Annotated in this window: 14 protein-coding genes; 9 read left to right on the top strand and 5 right to left on the bottom strand. The window is 58.4% G+C overall.

The features are described from left to right. Positions 1–56: 56 nt before the first annotated feature. The 6 genes from JAO32_RS09730 (at position 57) to JAO32_RS09705 (ending at position 5,369) form a co-directional block, all read left to right on the top strand. Complete coding sequence (locus tag JAO32_RS09730; RefSeq protein WP_334239745.1) at positions 57–839, top strand: MotA/TolQ/ExbB proton channel family protein; 783 nt, start codon at positions 57–59, stop codon at positions 837–839. A 21-nt stretch (positions 840–860) separates the two neighbouring features. Beyond that, the gene (locus JAO32_RS09725; RefSeq protein WP_334239742.1) at positions 861–1,271 is read left to right on the top strand and encodes an ExbD/TolR family protein; all 411 of its coding nucleotides are present in this window, start codon (positions 861–863) and stop codon (positions 1,269–1,271) included. Positions 1,272–1,301: 30 nt separating this feature from the next. Then, positions 1,302–2,078, top strand: coding sequence for a TonB family protein (locus JAO32_RS09720; RefSeq protein ID WP_334239740.1), 777 nt, complete (start codon positions 1,302–1,304; stop codon positions 2,076–2,078). A 105-nt stretch (positions 2,079–2,183) separates the two neighbouring features. Next, positions 2,184–3,521 (top strand): translocation protein TolB, encoded by a 1,338-nt coding sequence (locus JAO32_RS09715; RefSeq protein ID WP_334239738.1) that lies wholly within the window; start codon positions 2,184–2,186, stop codon positions 3,519–3,521. A gap of 36 nt (positions 3,522–3,557) precedes the next feature. After that, positions 3,558–4,310: an OmpA family protein gene (locus JAO32_RS09710; RefSeq protein WP_334239736.1), complete on the top strand. Its 753-nt coding sequence runs from the start codon at positions 3,558–3,560 to the stop codon at positions 4,308–4,310. Between the two features lie 93 nt (positions 4,311–4,403). After that, positions 4,404–5,369: a tetratricopeptide repeat protein gene (locus tag JAO32_RS09705; RefSeq protein WP_334239733.1), complete on the top strand. Its 966-nt coding sequence runs from the start codon at positions 4,404–4,406 to the stop codon at positions 5,367–5,369. Between the two features lie 23 nt (positions 5,370–5,392). Here the strand turns inward: JAO32_RS09705 and JAO32_RS09700 are convergent, their stop codons facing one another. Continuing rightward, positions 5,393–6,460, bottom strand: coding sequence for a dihydrodipicolinate synthase family protein (locus JAO32_RS09700; protein WP_334239731.1), 1,068 nt, complete (start codon positions 6,458–6,460; stop codon positions 5,393–5,395). Positions 6,461–6,550: 90 nt separating this feature from the next. Between JAO32_RS09700 and JAO32_RS09695 the strand changes: the two genes are divergently transcribed. Further along, on the top strand, positions 6,551–7,036 hold the full coding sequence (locus tag JAO32_RS09695) for a hypothetical protein (RefSeq protein ID WP_334239728.1): 486 nt from the start codon (positions 6,551–6,553) through the stop codon (positions 7,034–7,036). 74 nt (positions 7,037–7,110) lie between these two features. On the opposite strand, the gene carB is transcribed toward JAO32_RS09695, so the two are convergent. Then, positions 7,111–10,389, bottom strand: coding sequence for a carbamoyl-phosphate synthase large subunit (gene carB / locus JAO32_RS09690; RefSeq protein WP_334239727.1), 3,279 nt, complete (start codon positions 10,387–10,389; stop codon positions 7,111–7,113). A gap of 87 nt (positions 10,390–10,476) precedes the next feature. Then, positions 10,477–11,625, bottom strand: a complete 1,149-nt coding sequence (gene carA / locus JAO32_RS09685) for a glutamine-hydrolyzing carbamoyl-phosphate synthase small subunit (RefSeq protein ID WP_334239725.1) — start codon at positions 11,623–11,625, stop codon at positions 10,477–10,479. 150 nt (positions 11,626–11,775) lie between these two features. On the opposite strand from carA, the gene JAO32_RS09680 reads away from it, so the two are divergent. Both JAO32_RS09680 and JAO32_RS09675 read left to right on the top strand, forming a co-directional pair. Beyond that, a complete protein-coding gene (locus JAO32_RS09680) occupies positions 11,776–13,419 on the top strand; it encodes an ATP-binding protein (protein ID WP_334239722.1) in 1,644 nt (547 codons plus the stop codon). A gap of 51 nt (positions 13,420–13,470) precedes the next feature. After that, the gene (locus JAO32_RS09675) at positions 13,471–14,265 is read left to right on the top strand and encodes a TIGR00282 family metallophosphoesterase (RefSeq protein WP_334239720.1); all 795 of its coding nucleotides are present in this window, start codon (positions 13,471–13,473) and stop codon (positions 14,263–14,265) included. Between the two features lies 1 nt (position 14,266). Here JAO32_RS09675 and JAO32_RS09670 read toward each other — a convergent pair whose 3' ends face one another. Together JAO32_RS09670 and JAO32_RS09665 are read right to left on the bottom strand one after the other, a co-directional pair. Then, positions 14,267–14,596, bottom strand: a complete 330-nt coding sequence (locus JAO32_RS09670) for a hypothetical protein (protein ID WP_334239718.1) — start codon at positions 14,594–14,596, stop codon at positions 14,267–14,269. A gap of 62 nt (positions 14,597–14,658) precedes the next feature. Then, the gene (locus JAO32_RS09665; protein WP_334239716.1) at positions 14,659–15,954 is read right to left on the bottom strand and encodes a hypothetical protein; all 1,296 of its coding nucleotides are present in this window, start codon (positions 15,952–15,954) and stop codon (positions 14,659–14,661) included. Between the last annotated feature and the right edge of the window lie 134 nt (positions 15,955–16,088).

Genomic DNA, 16,088 nt, shown 5'->3' with positions numbered 1-16,088 from the left:
AAAGATTCTCCCTCACCTTCCACCCACAGCAAGAGTCGATACACTGCGAGCAAGCTATGAGTCTTCTTCTGACACTTCTCCTGCAGGACGAAACACCGGTTAACGCGGCAACTGCACCTCCGAATGCCGCCAACTCTTCCGCATTAATGGAAATGCTGCACAACAGTGGGCCGGTGGCGCTGACTGTGCTGGCGCTGCTGCTGGTGTTGTCGATTGTTTCGTGGACGATCATGCTGACGAAGTGGGGTTCGTTCCGTCGTGCACGCGCCAAGGGACAGCAGTTTCTGCGGGCATTTCGCAAATCGTCGCGGTTGAGCGAGATTGCCACTGTCGCAGATACATACAAGCCTTCTCCGCTGGTGAATGTGTTTTCAGAGATTGTGGAGGAGTATCAGCGGCAGACAGGCGGCCGTGGATTCCCGCGTAATCCCGTTGCCGTGGAACGTGCTGCGCAGATTGCAAGCAGCGAGGCGATGACGGATCTGGAATCGCAGTTGACATGGCTGGCGACGATCGCGGCAGTAGCTCCGTTTATCGGATTGCTGGGTACCGTGATGGGTATCGTGGACGCGTTTCACGGTCTGGGAACGCAGGGCGCTGCGACATTACGCGCCGTTGCGCCGGGTATCAGCGAAGCTCTGATCACGACGGCTGCTGGTCTTGTTGTGGCTATTCCTGCAGTCGTTGGCTACAACCAGTTGACCGCAAGCGTGAAGGACTTTGCCGCACGCATGGATGATTTTGGTCGCGAACTTTTGAATGCGTTGGAGAACGCCGCAGCAGCGAATCCGCAGTCGGGGCAGGATGATCCGCGCCGCCGCATCTCGCAGACCAACTAAAGCTTTCGGAGAGAGAACGCGATGGCATTTTCCAGTAGTGGCGGACGCACACGCTCTTCGCTTGCAGAGATCAACATCACACCACTGGTGGACGTGGTGCTGGTGCTGCTGCTGATCTTCATGCTGACAGCCCCGGTGCTGCAAAGCGGCATTGAAGTAGCAGTTCCGCAGACACGTACGGTGAACCAGCTTACGGATGAACGCACCGTGGTGACGATTGACCATGAACAACGCGTGTATCTGCAGGACAAGGCTGTGAACCTGGCGGAGCTACCGAGCTTGCTGCGCAGCAAGGGTGATCCGTCAAAGAAAGTGATCTACCTGCGCGCGGACCAGAAGGTGCCGTTTGGCGCGTTTGCATCTGTGATGGATGCCGTGAAGCAGGCAGGGATTACGAACATCAGCATTGTGACCCGACCGATTGAGAAATAAGCGATGCCCGTAACGATGGAGCCAACCCGGATGCAGCAGCGCACGAAGCAAAACTTCGTGGTGTCGCTGGTGCTGCATGGCGTGGTGATTGGCGGTGTGCTGGCTGCGGGATACGTTTTTCGCAATCACGGAGAGAAGTGGGGCGACAAAGCTGACATTACAGGTGCGGTGCAGGCGACGATGGTGAATTCCCTGCCGCTTCCTCCGCGCGTTCAGCCGAAGGAAGACAATGTGCTGGCGAGCGAGAACCCGAGTGAAGCTCCTCCGCCACCAACGCCCGCGGCAGAACCTCCGCCAAAGCCGACAGATATTCCGATTCCGGTAAAGCAACCGGAGAAGAAAACGCCGCCGAAGGTTGCAGAGAAGCCCGCACCCGTGCCGCCACAGAAGCCACAACCTACAAAGCCGCAGCCGGACAAAGCAACTTCCGGTGAGACGGCAGGGCTGAAGATGGCCATGACGTCGGTGGAGAATCGTGCAGGAACATCCGCTACGAACATTTCGGATTCTGCATTTGGCGAGCGTTATGCGTATTACGTAAGACAACTGACGCAGAAGGTAGCGCAGCAGTGGTACACGCAGACGCTGGACAGCGGCGCTGCGGGGCATCGTGTGTGGATCAGTTTTCGAGTGAACCGCGATGGCTCGCCGTCAAATATTCAGATTTCAAAACCGAGCGGTGATACCACCCTTGATGCCAGCGCCTTGCGCGCGTTACAGCGTATTGACTCGTTTGGACCTTTGCCGGATGGCTACTCCGGCTCATACATCAATGTGCAGTATTACTTTGATCCGAAGGGCAACTAACCGGTACACAGTATGAGTTGCATGGCGCTGCGGAAGAAAATGCCGTACCCATCAAGGAACATTCTCCACACCGTTTTCATGCTGCAACGTCTACCATGGACAACGATGGTGAATCGCACACGTTTGAATCTCGTAAAGATGGCTGCTGTCGTTGGAGTGATGTTTTTGGGCTCCGCGGCGCTGCATGCGCAGGATAATGTCTTCACTGGAACGAACACGGGTGCAGACCGCATCCGCATTGCCGCGGCGAACTTTCGCGCAGGTTCTGCCGATGCCGGCAGTCTGAAACAAACCTTTGATTCTGTGTTGTTCAATGACCTGCAGAATGCGGGCGTATTCGACCTTGTGTCGAAGAGCATGCAACCGCAATCCATGCCAGGAACTCCGCAGGAGATGCGCCTGGATGAGTGGACCGCAGCGCCGGTCAGCGCAGCGTATGTTGCCTTTGGCTCTTTGAGTGTTGCGGGCAATCGGGTTGTGGTGAATGCCTACGTGGATGACACGCACAATGCGCAATATCCGCAAGTGCTGGGCAAGCAGTACACCGAAGCTGGCGACGACAATGGCGCACGTACGATTGCGCACAAGCTGGCAGATGAGATCATTCTGCGGCTTGGCGGCGGTATCCCCGGCATTGCAGAGAGCAAGATTTATTTTGTGCACGCAGGCGGCGGTAACAAAGAGATCTGGATGATGGATTACGACGGCGCGAATGCTCATGCGGTGACGCACCTGGGCACCATTTCGCTTTCGCCGCGTGTTTCGCCAGATAATTCGCGTATTGCGTTTTCGTCGCTGGGCAGAGACGGATTTCAGATTCGGATGTATTCACTATTGCTGAATCGTCCGATCAGCTTCCCTTCCGGTGGCGGAACAAATCTTTCTCCGGCGTGGTCGTCGAATGGGCAGCTTGCGTATTCGTCTTCGCGCACGGGTGATCCTGAGATTTACATCACGGATGCCAACGGCAGTGGAGCGCGTCGCGTAACGAACTCGCGTGGACCGGATGTTTCGCCGACGTGGAATCCGAAGACAGGATCGCAGATTGCGTTTATCAGCGGTCGCAGCGGATTGCCGCAGGTGTATATCATGGACGCGGACGGCGCTGGTGTGCAGCGCATGACGGATGGTGGGTATGCCACCTCTGTTTCGTGGTCTCCCAATGGACAATTCCTGGCCTTTGCATGGGATCGCAAGTACGGTCCGGGTGCGCCAGGAGGACAAGACATTTACGTGATGGAGATTGCCAGCAAGCGCTGGATCCAGCTCACGAACGGCATAGGCCGCTGCGACTTCCCCTCATGGTCGCCGGATGGCCGCCACATCGTTTTTGCCGTGGGCTCCGGCGCACGCGCAGAAGTTTGGACCATGTTGGCCGACGGTACCGGGAAGCACAAGCTTGCAGGCACCGGAAGCGACATGCCCAATTGGAGTTTCCGCTGAAGTTATGTTTTCTGCCGATCAACGAATTGAGGAGAGATGATGAGATTGCAAACAACCCGCACCAAATCGATTGTGACAACTGCAATGGCTGCGATGCTGCTGCTGGCAGGCTGCCATAAGAAGCAGAGCGCGCCGCCGCCGTATACCGCACCGCCGGCTGCACCTGCTGCAGCGCCGACTGCGACACTGACCGCAGAGCCTGCAACGATCGACCTGGGCCAGTCTGTGGTTCTGACGTGGCACACGACGAACGCAACGTCGGTTTCGATTGATGGTGTAGGACCGGTAAATCTGAACGGAACGACCAATGTGACGCCGTCGAACTCGACGAACTTCCACCTGGTGGCAACAGGCGATGGTGGCACGGCGGATGCGAACTTCCGCGTGACTGTGCGTGTGCCTGCTGCTCCCGTCGCAGGTACCTCTTCGGACCTGCCGGATGATGCAACGTTCCATGCTGCTGTGCCGGATGTCTTCTTCGACTACGACAGCTACGACCTGAATCCCGCAGGCCATACCGCGACGCAGCAGGCTGCCACCTACCTGAACCAGCACTCGAACATCAAGCTGCTCATCGGCGGCTATTGCGACGAGCGCGGTTCGGCTGAGTACAACCTGGCGCTGGGCGAGAACCGCGCGAACGCAGCGAAGACCGCCCTGGTGAATGCAGGCGTGTCGGCAAGCCGCATCCGCGTGATCTCCTACGGTAAGGAAAAGCAGTTCTGCACCGAACAGAATGAATCGTGCTGGCAGCAAAATCGCCGTGCGCAGTTCAACATCGACCGGTAAACAACTGCAATTTCCCTTAATCTGGTAACGCACGAACGCATGGCGGGGGAGTACAAGCCCGCCATGCGTTCTCTTACGTGGAGGAACCATCCCATGCACCGCACACTTCGCATTGTGCCCGCTACGCTTGCACTTGCCGCTGTCCTGTTCACTGCCCCGACTCCCGCCTTTGCTGCAAACAAGGACATGGTGGAGTTGCAGACACAGGTCCGCGCACTGCAGGACGCCATTGCACGCCTGCAACAGTCCAACGACGAACGCATGGGCGTGATGAAAGACCTGATTCAGCAGACAACCGACGCCGTGAACAAGATGGCTCAGACCATGGACGGCGTGCAGCGCCAGATGCGCGCACAGAGCGAAGGCACGGGCAAGAACGTGGAACAGCTCTCCGGACAGATGCAGTCGCTGAACGATTCGCTGGACGAGCTTAAGGCTCGCCTTGGCCGCATTGAGAAGAACATCGGCGATGTGCAGAGCCAGCAGCAGAGCATCAGCGCGAAGCTGGATTCGGGTGGCGGCTCTGCTGGTGGTGCAGCGCCCATGACGACCGACACGCCTGCTCCCACTGGCAAGACAGCGGCGCCGATTGTGCGGAATGGCAAACCTTCGGCCGCCATTCCTGCCGACGATTCTGCATTGCCTACAACACCCGCCGCGCCTCCGGTGGAAGATCTGTATCGCACAGCCTTCAGCGACTTCAATGGAGCGAAGTACACGCTGGCGTCTGCTGAGTTTAATGATGTGATCAAGTACTATCCCGACTCAAACCTGGCGGGCAATGCCTACTTCTATCTGGGTGAGATTGATTACAAGGCAGGACGCTTCTCCGCGGCTGCGAAGAACTACGACAAGGTGGCAGAGCAGTATCCGGGCAATCCGAAGACGGCCATCTCTCAGCTTCGTAAGGGTGAGTCGCTACTTGCGTTGAAGCAGACAGACGCGGGTGTACGCGAACTGCGTTCGCTGATCCAGCGCTATCCCAACACGCAGGAAGCCACTGCAGCGCGCAGCAAGCTAAATGCGCTGGGTGTGACGGTGGTTCCGCGGAACCGGTAAGCTCCGCGGATTTCACACATGGTTTAGGAGTTCATGCCGCGCAGGAGAGAAGCAAGCTCTTCTGCGCGGTTTGCCGTTACGGATAGAAGCGGAAGGCGTGGACGACCACCGAAGTAGCCCGAGAGTTCGCTGCCAGCCTTGATGGATGGCGTGTCCCACGAAGCAATGCCCTGCTCTGCACGGGATAGTCTTCCCTGCTTTTCAGCGAGCAGTTTGGGGTCGCCGTCTTTCCATGCAGCCCATACCTCAAATGCGGCCTGGGGGACGGTTGCTGCCAGCGGCATGGCGAGTGAGCCTGCACCTGCTCGCAGGGCTTCTCCTGCATTGGTTGTGGCACCCCATACGATCTGGAAGCCAACTTCCTTGGTACGCGTCTTCAGGGCGGGTACTGGCGGCGCGGTTGCGACAGCGGTTCCTCCGCTGAGTGACGATGCACTGACAAAGGTTCCAGCAACCACCGTGGCAGGCTGCTCTACGGCCAGCATGCGGCCCGTGGCAGCGGTGAAGGTGATGGTGGTGGTAGCAGTGTGCTTCACGCCTGCCGTGGCCTCACGCATCTGCACGACGCGGCTTACGTGCGTCGATTGCTCGAGGATGCCGATGACATTGGGGTGCGTTGCGAGCCGTGCAATCAGTGCCATGGGGAGAGGTGCGCTTTCTGCATCCGAATGCAGCACCACGGGCAGCGGAGAGCCATCCGCGATCGCTTCAAAGTAGGTAAAACACGCTGCGGTGGGTTCCGCATCATTCCAAAGCAGGTGGCGATACTCCACCGGAGCGCTGAGCAGGACGGTATCGAATCGCGCGTCTGCAGCGGCCTGGGCCAGCAGCAACGATTCGCGCACGCTGGGCAGACCAATGCCAGCGGTTAAAACCTTTTCTTTTGCTGCTTCTGCGGCTACGGTCTTCAGAACTTCGATGCGCTCTTCCGAAGACAGTGACGCCATCTCGCTATTGGGGCCAAGCGCAATGAGGCCGCTGGTGGGCGTGAGCGAGTAGCGCCGCACATTGTGCTCCAGCTTGCGGAGGTTGAGCCGGCCATCGGGATAAAACGGAGTTGCGAGCGGAACGTGAACGCCTTCAAACAGCATGTCTTCATGGTATCGCCATCGATGCCCACAGAAGGAATTTCCAGCCGGACTCTTTGCAATCGCCGCAGGAAAAGCTAACGTAGAGAGGCAATGGAATCAGTTGAGATTCGCGGAAATAAATCTACCGGCGACCTGGCGCGCGAGGCGGGCTGGTTTGCGTTGCACACGCTGCTGGCGGTGTTAGTGCTGGTGATCATTGTTGCCGTGTTCTGGGTGCTGCACGTCGATCCGGATTCATCGGTGCCAAAGATCATCTGTACTGCGTTGGCACTGCTCGTTCCCATGGGCGCGGGTTTTGTGGTGGGCCGCATGGTGCCGGGTACGGTCGCGTCTCATATCTGGATCTCCGGGCTTCTGTTTTTCCTGGTGGTGTGTGTCTACACGCTGGACCTGCCAACTGGAAACGGCCTGTGCAATGGTTGCGGCGCCGTAGATAAGCTGTGGCGCACATTCTTCACCATTGAGATGAACAGCGGCCTGCTGGGTGGCGACGGCATCCTGATTGGAACGTGGATTCCGCTGTCGATGATCGGGTATGCCATTGGCGCAAAGATTGCGCGCAATCTCTCCGAATAACAGTTTCTTTTCGCCACAAACAGTGAGGGCCTCCGCTACATTGCGGAGGCCCTCACTGTTTGTAGTGCTGTGCTTTAAACGGTGCGCGACGCGTGCAGCTGTTGCAACGTGTATACGCTGATCTGACCGCGCTGCAACGCGGAGATGCCCTCTGCTGCTGCGCGTGCCGCGGCAAGCGTGGTGATGGAGGGGATGCGTGCGGTTACGGCTGCGCGACGGATCGCCTTCTCGTCAAAGATGCTGTCCTGGCCGCGAGGCGTGTTGATGATGAGCTGGATGCGCTCGCCCTTGATGAAGTCAACGACGTTGGGACGTCCTTCCTTCACCTTGTGAACACGTTCCACCTGGAGACCGGCGTCGCTGAGGATGTCTGCCGTGCCGTGCGTGGCGACGAGATGGAAGCCCATCTCCACGAACTGCTTCGCGAGCGGAACAACGTTGACCTTGTCATGATCGTTGACGCTGAGGAAGACCGTGCCCTTGGTGGGCAGGTTCTGGCCTGCAGCGATTTGCGCCTTGGCGAAGGCTTCTCCGAAGGTTTCGGCCACGCCCATGACTTCGCCGGTGGAGCGCATCTCCGGTCCAAGAACCGGATCGACTCCCTGGAACTTGCCCCAGGGGAATACAGGCGACTTCACGAAGAAGTGATTGCCGGTGCCGAGATCCTTACCCGATGCAAGCTGCTCTGGCAGAAGCTCTGCCAGCGTGCGGCCCGTCATAAGGCGCGATGCGATCTTCGCCAGCGGCAGACCCACCGCCTTCGAAACATACGGCACCGTACGCGAGGCGCGCGGATTGACTTCGATGACGTAGACCTTGCCATGCTGGATGGCGAACTGGATGTTCACAAGGCCGATCACGTTCAGCGCGAGTGCAAGCTGGCGCGTGTACTTGCGAATCTGATCGAGCACATCGGCGCTGAGATCGACCGAAGGCAGGACGCAGGACGAGTCGCCGGAGTGGATGCCGGCTTCTTCGATGTGCTGCATGATGCCTGCGATGATGACATCCTTGCCGTCGCAGAGCGCGTCCACGTCGACTTCCGTTGCATCTTCGAGGAAGTGGTCGATGAGAACCGGGCGCTCCTGCGAATACTCAATGGCTGTGTTCATGTAGCGAACGATGGCTTCGTCGTCATACGCGATGACCATGGCGCGACCGCCGAGCACGAAGCTGGGACGGACGAGCACGGGATACGTGACCTTATTTGCGCCAGCAACAGCTTCTTCAATGCTCGTTGCGATGACACCTGCGGGCTGCGGAATCTTCAGGTCTTCAATGAGCTTCTGGAACCGCTTGCGGTCTTCTGCAAGTTCGATCGACTCTGGCGACGTACCGATGATGGGCACGCCCGCAGCCTTCAACGGCAGCGAGAGGTTCAGCGGTGTCTGACCGCCAAACTGCACGATCATGCCGATGTCAGCACCAGCCGAAGCTTCGTGGTTGTACACAGCGAGCACGTCTTCAAAGGTCAGCGGCTCGAAGTAGAGGCGATCGCTCGTGTCGTAATCCGTGGAGACAGTTTCCGGATTGCAGTTGACCATGATGGTCTCGTAACCGTCTTCGCGCAGCGCGAACGATGCGTGGCAGCAGCAGTAGTCGAACTCAATGCCCTGGCCGATGCGGTTGGGACCGCTGCCAAGAATGATGATCTTCTTCTTCGCGGTCGGAATCGCTTCGTCTTCCTCGTCGTAGGAGGAATAGAAGTACGGCGTGAAGCTTTCGAACTCTGCAGCGCAGGTGTCGACGAGTTTGTAGACCGGCTGGATACCGTGCTTCTCGCGTGCTGCGGCAACCTGCTGCGATGCGTCCTTGCCATCGAGGTTGAGTGCCGTTGCGATGAGGTCATCGCTGACGCCCATGCGCTTGACGTCGCGAAGCTGGTCAGCGTCAAGGCTATCCAACGTCTTGCCGTGCAGGCCGCGGATTTCGTCGGTGATCTGCTTCACCTGATACAGGAACCACGGGTCCATGGTGGTGAGGCGAGCAACCTCACGCACGGTCATGCCGCGTTCGAATGCGTACAGGATGTAGCGCAGGCGCTCAGGATGCGGCGTGACAAGGCGCTGCGTAAGGCGGCGCGGTTCGATGTCGGAAGCAGACGCTTTTTTGCCCGTCTCCAGCGAACGGATCGCCTTCATCAAAGCTTCCTTGAAAGTACGCCCGATGGCCATGACTTCGCCGACAGACTTCATCTGCGGTCCAAGCGTCTCTTCCGTGCCGGGGAACTTCTCATACTGCCACTTGGGAATCTTCACCACGACGTAGTCGATGGTGGGTTCGAAGCAGGCAGGCGTGGCCTTGGTGATGTCGTTCTGCAGCTCGTCCAGCGTGTAACCCACAGCGAGGCGTGCAGCGATCTTTGCAATTGGGAAGCCAGTGGCCTTCGATGCGAGTGCCGACGAACGCGACACACGCGGATTCATCTCGATAACCGTCATGCGGCCATTCGCGGGGTTCACAGCGAACTGCACATTGCTGCCGCCGGTCTCCACACCAATCTCGCGGATGACGGCGATGGCGGCATCACGCATCACCTGGTATTCGCGATCTGTCAGCGTCTGCGCGGGTGCAACGGTAATGGAGTCGCCTGTGTGCACGCCCATTGGATCGAAGTTCTCAATGGAGCAGATGATGATGACGTTGTCCGCGAGATCACGGACGACTTCAAGTTCGTATTCCTTCCAGCCAAGCACGCTCTCTTCAAGCAAGCACTCAGTGACCGGCGAAAGGTCGAGGCCGCGCGACAGGATTTCCGTCAGCTCTTCGCGGTTGTAGGCGATACCGCCACCCGAGCCGCCCAGCGTGAACGACGGGCGAATGACGCAGGGGAAGCCGATCTTCTGTGCGAAGTCGAGGCCGTCGCGCAGGTTGTTCACCAGCGAGCTCTGCGGCATGTCGAGGCCGATCTTGTTCATCGCATCCTTGAACAGGAGACGATCTTCAGCCTTCTTGATAGCGTCGAGCTTCGCGCCGATAAGTTCCACGTTGTACTTGTCGAGCGTGCCGTCGTCAGCAAGGTCAACGGCCAGGTTCAGCGCGGTCTGTCCGCCCACCGTGGGCAGAACAGCGAAGACGCCCGGCTTGCCGCTTTCCTTGAGCAGTTCGCTTTCGACACGGAGAATCTCTTCCAGATACTTCGGCGTCAACGGCTCAACGTACGTGCGGTCAGCGACCTCAGGGTCGGTCATGATCGACGCTGGGTTGCTGTTGATCAGCACGACCTCGTAGCCCTCGGCCTTGAGGGCTTTGCAGGCCTGTGTGCCGGAGTAATCAAACTCGGCGGACTGGCCGATGACGATCGGCCCGGAGCCGATCACCAGAATCTTTGCGATGTCATTTCTGCGTGGCATCTATCTCTTCCCTCTTGCGGCTTCGCCCGGCATCATCCACGGGCCGTTCTCATAAAAAGAGGCACCCGGAGGATGCCTCTTTTGAAATTACTTCTTCCAGTCTTCCATCAACTTCCGGAAGTCCTTGAACAGGTAGTGCGAATCGTGTGGCCCCGGGCTGGCTTCGGGGTGGTACTGCACGCTGAACATGGGGTGCTCTTTGTGCTTCAGGCCAGCTACGGTCTGGTCGTTCAGATTCACGTGCGTAATGGCAACCTTGTTCTCGTCCAACGATTCCGGATCGACAGCGAAGTTGTGGTTCTGCGACGTGATCTCCACCTTGCCTGTTTCCAGGTTCTTGATGGGATGGTTTGCGCCGTGGTGACCGAACTTCAGCTTGTAGGTCTTGCCACCAAGCGCGAGACCGAAGATCTGGTGACCAAGGCAGATACCAAACATAGGCGTCTTCCCTGCAAGTTCCTGCACGTTCTTCTGCGCGTAGTCCAGCGGCTCGGGGTCGCCGGGGCCGTTGGAGAAGAACACGCCATCAGGATTCAGAGCGAGCACTTCACTTGCAGGCGTGGTTGCAGGAACCACCGTCACGCGGCAGTTTTCACGAGCCAGCATGCGCAGGATGTTCTGCTTGATACCGAAGTCGTACGCAACCACGTGCATCTCACGTCCGCCATCAATGGCTGCCGGAAGAAGCTTGTCGCCGGTTTCGTTGCGCTCCGTTGCAGCAGACCATTCGTACGTCTGCTTGGTGGTGACTTTGCTGGCAAGGTCCGTGCCGTCCATCTTGGGAATGGAACGAGCCTTCGCCACGAGAGCATCCGTGTCGATGACCGCGTCCTTCTCGAAGGTGGCGATGACACCACGCATCACGCCGTTGGCGCGAAGATGACGAACGATAGCGCGCGTGTCCACGTCAGCAATGACAGGAACGCTGTTCTTTTCCAGGTACTCGTCTGTTACCTGCGTGGAACGCCAGTTGGACGATACCGGTGAGAACTCGCGAACCACAAGGCCTTCGATATAGGGCTTCGTGCTTTCGTCGTCGTTCGGCGTGGTGCCGTAGTTTCCGATTTGGGGGTTGGTGAGAACGACAATCTGCCCGGCGTAGGAGGGATCGGTAAAGATCTCCTGGTAACCGGTCAATGCAGTATTGAAAACGACTTCCCCGACGCGTTCGGCTGGGGCGCCGAAGCCTTTTCCGCGGAAGATGCGCCCGTCTTCGAGCGCTAGAATGGCTTGCATTGCCTCTCCAAGGCGTGGATTCAATCGATTTTAACAGCCTTTCGTCTCAGAACCCAAACACCCTTTGCTCTTTTGGTGGAAATGCCGCTCCGCACATCTGGCAGGCTTACTCCTGCATCCCAATAGTCAAGAAAGAAAACTCCTGAAACGATGCCGATTCGCCCAATTGCGTCGTCGCTGACAGACGACTCACACCATAGCCATCTGCTGGATCGCGTGCGCCTGCTTGCGGAAATTGACGAAGCTGCGCGCCGCCTTCTTTCGCCCGAGGAAATCGTTCTGCGTGCCGCCACGCTCTTGGGAGAATTCCTGAAAGTAAATCGTTGCGCTTTTGCCGATGTGGAGGAAGACGAAGATACCTTCAACCTGACCGGCAACTATCTGAACGGCGTGCGAACCATGGTGGGGCGCTATGCGTTCCATGATTTTTCTCTGGAGTGCCTTCGGTGTATGCGCGCGGGCGAGCCCTACGTGATCTACGACTCCGAGGAGGACTGGAGCACACAGGCCGTGCTGGATGCTTTCCGCGCACCGCAGATTCGCTCCATCATCTGCGTCTCTGTGAAGCGCAGCGGCGTGCTGACGGCGGCGATGGCCGTTCATTGCAAGGAACCGCGCGTCTGGACCTCCGATGAAATTGCGCTGCTGCAGGCTGTTGCGAATCGCGTGTGGGAGTCGATCATTCGCATCCGCAGCGACCGAGAGGCAGTTGAAACACAAGAAGTATTAAGCATCGCCCTAGAGGCTGGACATGCAGGCGTGTTCGACTGGAGCATTCCGGACAACAGCATTACCTGGTCGCCGCAACTGGAGGCGCTTTATGGCGTTCCGAGTGGCACGTTTGAAGGAAGCTTTCAGGACTGGCAGCGCCGTGTGGTGGCTGAGGATGCAGAACGAGTCACGAACGAAATCAACACTGTCATGCAGGCGCAGCAGCGCGATTTTGGCTACGATTTTCGCGCCGTGCTGCCGGACGGTTCGCAGCGATGGCTGCATGGACAGGCTCGTTTTATCTACGCGCACGACGGCACACCGTTACGCATGATCGGCATTAACATCGACATCCACGAGCGGCGACAGGCTGAGTTGGCGCTACTGGAAAACGAGAAATTAGCCGCAGTGGGCAGGCTCGCGGCCTCCATTGCGCACGAGATCAACAATCCCCTGGAATCCATCACCAACCTGCTTTACCTGTCGCAGCATAGCGATGACATCACAGAGATTCAGCACTATCTTCAGACCGCGGAACAGGAGCTTTCGCGCGTTTCTGTGATCAGCGCGCAGACTTTGCGCTTTTACAAACAGTCCACCGCGCCGCGGCGGGTGACGGTTCAGGAGTTGTTTGAGAGCGTGATCTCCGTTCTGCAGGGCCGGCTATTCAAGCGCGGCGTGCAACTGGAAGAACGTTGGTATGCCGCTCAGCCGGTCCGCTGCCTGGATGGAGAGATCCGGCAGGTGCTGGCCAATCTGATCACCAATGCGATTGATGCCCTGCCTGCCAACGGTGGACGTCTCTACCTGCGTTCCCACGAGGGACAAGACCGTGATGGGCGCAAGGGCGTGTACATCGTGGTGGCGGATACGGGAACCGGCATGCCTCCTCTCGTGCAGAAGCGCCTGTTCGACGCTTTCTTCACTACAAAGGGCGAGGAAGGAAACGGATTGGGGCTGTGGGTGAGCAAAGAGATCGTCGACCGGCATGAGGCCGTGCTGTGCCTGCGGAGCAGTCAGAGACCCGGCGCGAGCGGTACCGTCTTCCGGCTGTTTCTTCCCTTCACTTCTGCCGTTGCCTGATTCTTTCCGGGTGCCTTGCCGAGCACACCTTACCGCTGCAACACTATTCAGGTGAACATTCTTTTCGTGGGCGATGTCTTTGGCTCGTCCGGCCGCCGTATTGTCGCCGAGCACATCGGCCATGTGCTTGAATCCAACGCTGTCGATCTTTGCATCATCAACGGCGAAAATGCCGCTGGCGGATTCGGTTTAACGCCGCCCATTGCCGATGAACTCTTTGATCTGGGCGCACATGTCATCACCACTGGAAACCACTTCTGGGACAAGAAAGAGCTTCTGGAATACCTGAAGGTTCCAGCGGATTCGCACGACCGTCCGCGCCGCATCCTGCGTCCCGCGAATTTTGCGCCCAAGACGCCGGGATTTGGCGTTTATGAAAGCACGCTGCCCAATGGGCAGGCCTATGCCGTTGTGAATCTGCAGGGCCGTGTCTTCATGTCGCAGAACGATGATCCCTTCCGCAAGGCCGACGAGCTACTCAACGGCATCCGCAGCCGCGTGATCTTTCTCGATTTTCATGCTGAAGCCACCAGCGAGAAGATCGCGATGGGATGGTATCTGGATGGCCGTGTGACCGCCGTTATCGGCACACATACGCACGTCCCCACGGCCGATGAACGCATCCTTCCCGGCGGTACCGCCTACCAGACGGACGCAGGCATGAGCGGGCCGTATGACTCTGTGATCGGCGTGGAACGACAGGCGGTGATCGATCGCTTCCTGACGGGCCAGCCTGCAAAGTTTGAGGCCGCCAAGGGAAACCCGAAGATGGCCGCGACCCTGGTGGAATGCGACGGCGCCACAGGCCGCGCCTATGGCATTCGCCGCTTCCTGCTGGGCGAATAGCTCAGCGCGCCTCTTCCAGAGCAAAATGTCCCAGCGGAATGGCATGGGAGTTCTGCGGCTTGTTGTCTATTGGCGAGGCAGGATACGAGTCAGACGTTCCGGTAGGAAAGCCGTATGCATTGCCTGTGCGCAGGTTGACCACGACCTTGCCAAGCACCTGGCCGCCTTTGGCTAGGCGCAGCATGTGAACGCCGGGCTCCACGTAGAGGGGATCCGATGAGTTGCTGTCCGCATGGACAGCTGCTGGTGCGATGTAAGGCCGCGCGGCAAGCACCATGAGTGAAGCTGTAATCAGGCCGAGCAGCACGTTGGTTGTGCGATTGGCTGGCATAAATCTCTCCAAATAACGAGAGGCAGCCCGCAGGCTGCCTCTCGCTGTTCTGCTGTATCGTTCTAGCGGCGGCGTGGAGCAGCCCGGTGAGCCGGAGCGGGCTTCGCAGCCGGCTTGGGGGCATCAATCTCGCCACCCGTCATGGTGATCATGAGGGGCTTCTGCGTGTACGAATCAAAGGTTGCAACCACGTTGACATCCGAACCGACAGCGGGAGCCGTCTTTGGAGCTTCCTTCAGCGTGATGGTGAAGTCAGCAGCCAGCGGATTTGCCTGCTTCGCGTCATCGGAAACAGCAAGCTGCAGGTTGGTGTCAGTGATGCTGACAACCTTACCCGGAACCTTGGTTTCCTTGCCCTTGAAGCCGTCAAACACCTTCTGTGCCTGATCTGCCGTACCGTTCTGAATGATGTATTCCACATCGGCCAGAGCGAGCTTGGTGACGTCCGGGGTGGTGGCAAGCACCTGCGCAACCGTATCGGCAGGGGTTGGAGCCGGCTTGACGCTGGTAGCAAATTCCGGCGCCGGGAAGACACTGGCCGCAGCAGCGGTCTTCACCGCGTCATAGCCGTCTTCAGCGCCGTGGAACTTCTTGTAGCAGTAGGTGGCCAGCGGCTGGAACTGTGCCTTGAACTGGTCCGGAGCGAACGTCGCGGTGCGGGTCGCAAAGAACGTGCAGTTCAGGTAGTCCGGCGGGGTGCTGGTGTAGTACGCCTGTGCCAGGAAGTAGGTGTCCTGAAGGATGGGGCCAGGCTGCTGGGTCACGGCCGGGTCAACCGACTTCAGTTCTGCCGTGTAAGCAGCGATTGCGCCTGCGCTGTCCTTCTTCGTCAACGCATCGATACCGATGGCCGAGTAGAAGTACGGCGTCACCTGCTTGGTGATGGCGGTCCAGTCAGCATCGGAAACCGCAGTGGGCTTGGTTACCTTCAGCCCCTTGCTGGCAGCATCAGCGGCCTTGTCGTAGGCAGCCTGCTTGGCAGCAGGATCCGTTGCCGAATCGCCCTGCGCCTTCAGAAGGCTGGTTTGAAGCGCCAGAGCGCGAATGTTATTGGGGTCAACCGCAAGCAAACGATCCGCGGCATCAAGCGCCTTGGGCGCATTGTTCGCGGCAGCATAGCCAGCCAGCAACTGTTCCAACACGGTGCTCTTCACCGTGGACGCGGGATACTTCGTCAGGAACGCCTCGGCAGCCGCGGCCTTGGTGGCACCGTCGGTTGCCGTGATCACCTTCTGGTAATCCGCGTATTCGTCCTGCGAGAGTTGAGGTCCCTGTGCTGCCTGGGCAAACATCGGTGTCACAGCTACTGCGGAAACGCAGGAAACTGCCAGCATCGAGGCAAGAAACGCCTTCTTCATCGAACTCTCCCTGTTCTTTTTTCGATCTGTATTCAATTCAGAGCACTACCGTGCTTCTGTAGGTCGCACAGGCTTGAATAGATGCAAGCAATGTATCAGGTGTAGGTATGCATTCTGAAGAACCCTCTTTTAAG

The organism is Terriglobus sp. ADX1, from assembly GCF_036877645.1.
Lineage (GTDB): Bacteria > Acidobacteriota > Terriglobia > Terriglobales > Acidobacteriaceae > Terriglobus.
This window is presented reverse-complemented; position numbering and strand designations above follow the sequence as displayed.

Excerpts from the sequence above, each read along its gene's own strand:
- carB (WP_334239727.1), bottom strand. The coding sequence starts at position 10,389 with ATGCCACGCAGAAATGACATCGCAAAGATTCTGGTGATCGGCTCCGGG.
- JAO32_RS09710 (WP_334239736.1), top strand. The coding sequence starts at position 3,558 with ATGATGAGATTGCAAACAACCCGCACCAAATCGATTGTGACAACTGCA.
- JAO32_RS09730 (WP_334239745.1), top strand. The coding sequence starts at position 57 with ATGAGTCTTCTTCTGACACTTCTCCTGCAGGACGAAACACCGGTTAAC.
- JAO32_RS09670 (WP_334239718.1), bottom strand. The coding sequence starts at position 14,596 with ATGCCAGCCAATCGCACAACCAACGTGCTGCTCGGCCTGATTACAGCT.
- carA (WP_334239725.1), bottom strand. The coding sequence starts at position 11,625 with ATGCAAGCCATTCTAGCGCTCGAAGACGGGCGCATCTTCCGCGGAAAA.
- JAO32_RS09695 (WP_334239728.1), top strand. The coding sequence starts at position 6,551 with ATGGAATCAGTTGAGATTCGCGGAAATAAATCTACCGGCGACCTGGCG.
- JAO32_RS09665 (WP_334239716.1), bottom strand. The coding sequence starts at position 15,954 with ATGAAGAAGGCGTTTCTTGCCTCGATGCTGGCAGTTTCCTGCGTTTCC.
- JAO32_RS09680 (WP_334239722.1), top strand. The coding sequence starts at position 11,776 with ATGCCGATTCGCCCAATTGCGTCGTCGCTGACAGACGACTCACACCAT.
- JAO32_RS09720 (WP_334239740.1), top strand. The coding sequence starts at position 1,302 with ATGCAGCAGCGCACGAAGCAAAACTTCGTGGTGTCGCTGGTGCTGCAT.
- JAO32_RS09700 (WP_334239731.1), bottom strand. The coding sequence starts at position 6,460 with ATGCTGTTTGAAGGCGTTCACGTTCCGCTCGCAACTCCGTTTTATCCC.
- JAO32_RS09715 (WP_334239738.1), top strand. The coding sequence starts at position 2,184 with ATGGTGAATCGCACACGTTTGAATCTCGTAAAGATGGCTGCTGTCGTT.
- JAO32_RS09705 (WP_334239733.1), top strand. The coding sequence starts at position 4,404 with ATGCACCGCACACTTCGCATTGTGCCCGCTACGCTTGCACTTGCCGCT.
- JAO32_RS09725 (WP_334239742.1), top strand. The coding sequence starts at position 861 with ATGGCATTTTCCAGTAGTGGCGGACGCACACGCTCTTCGCTTGCAGAG.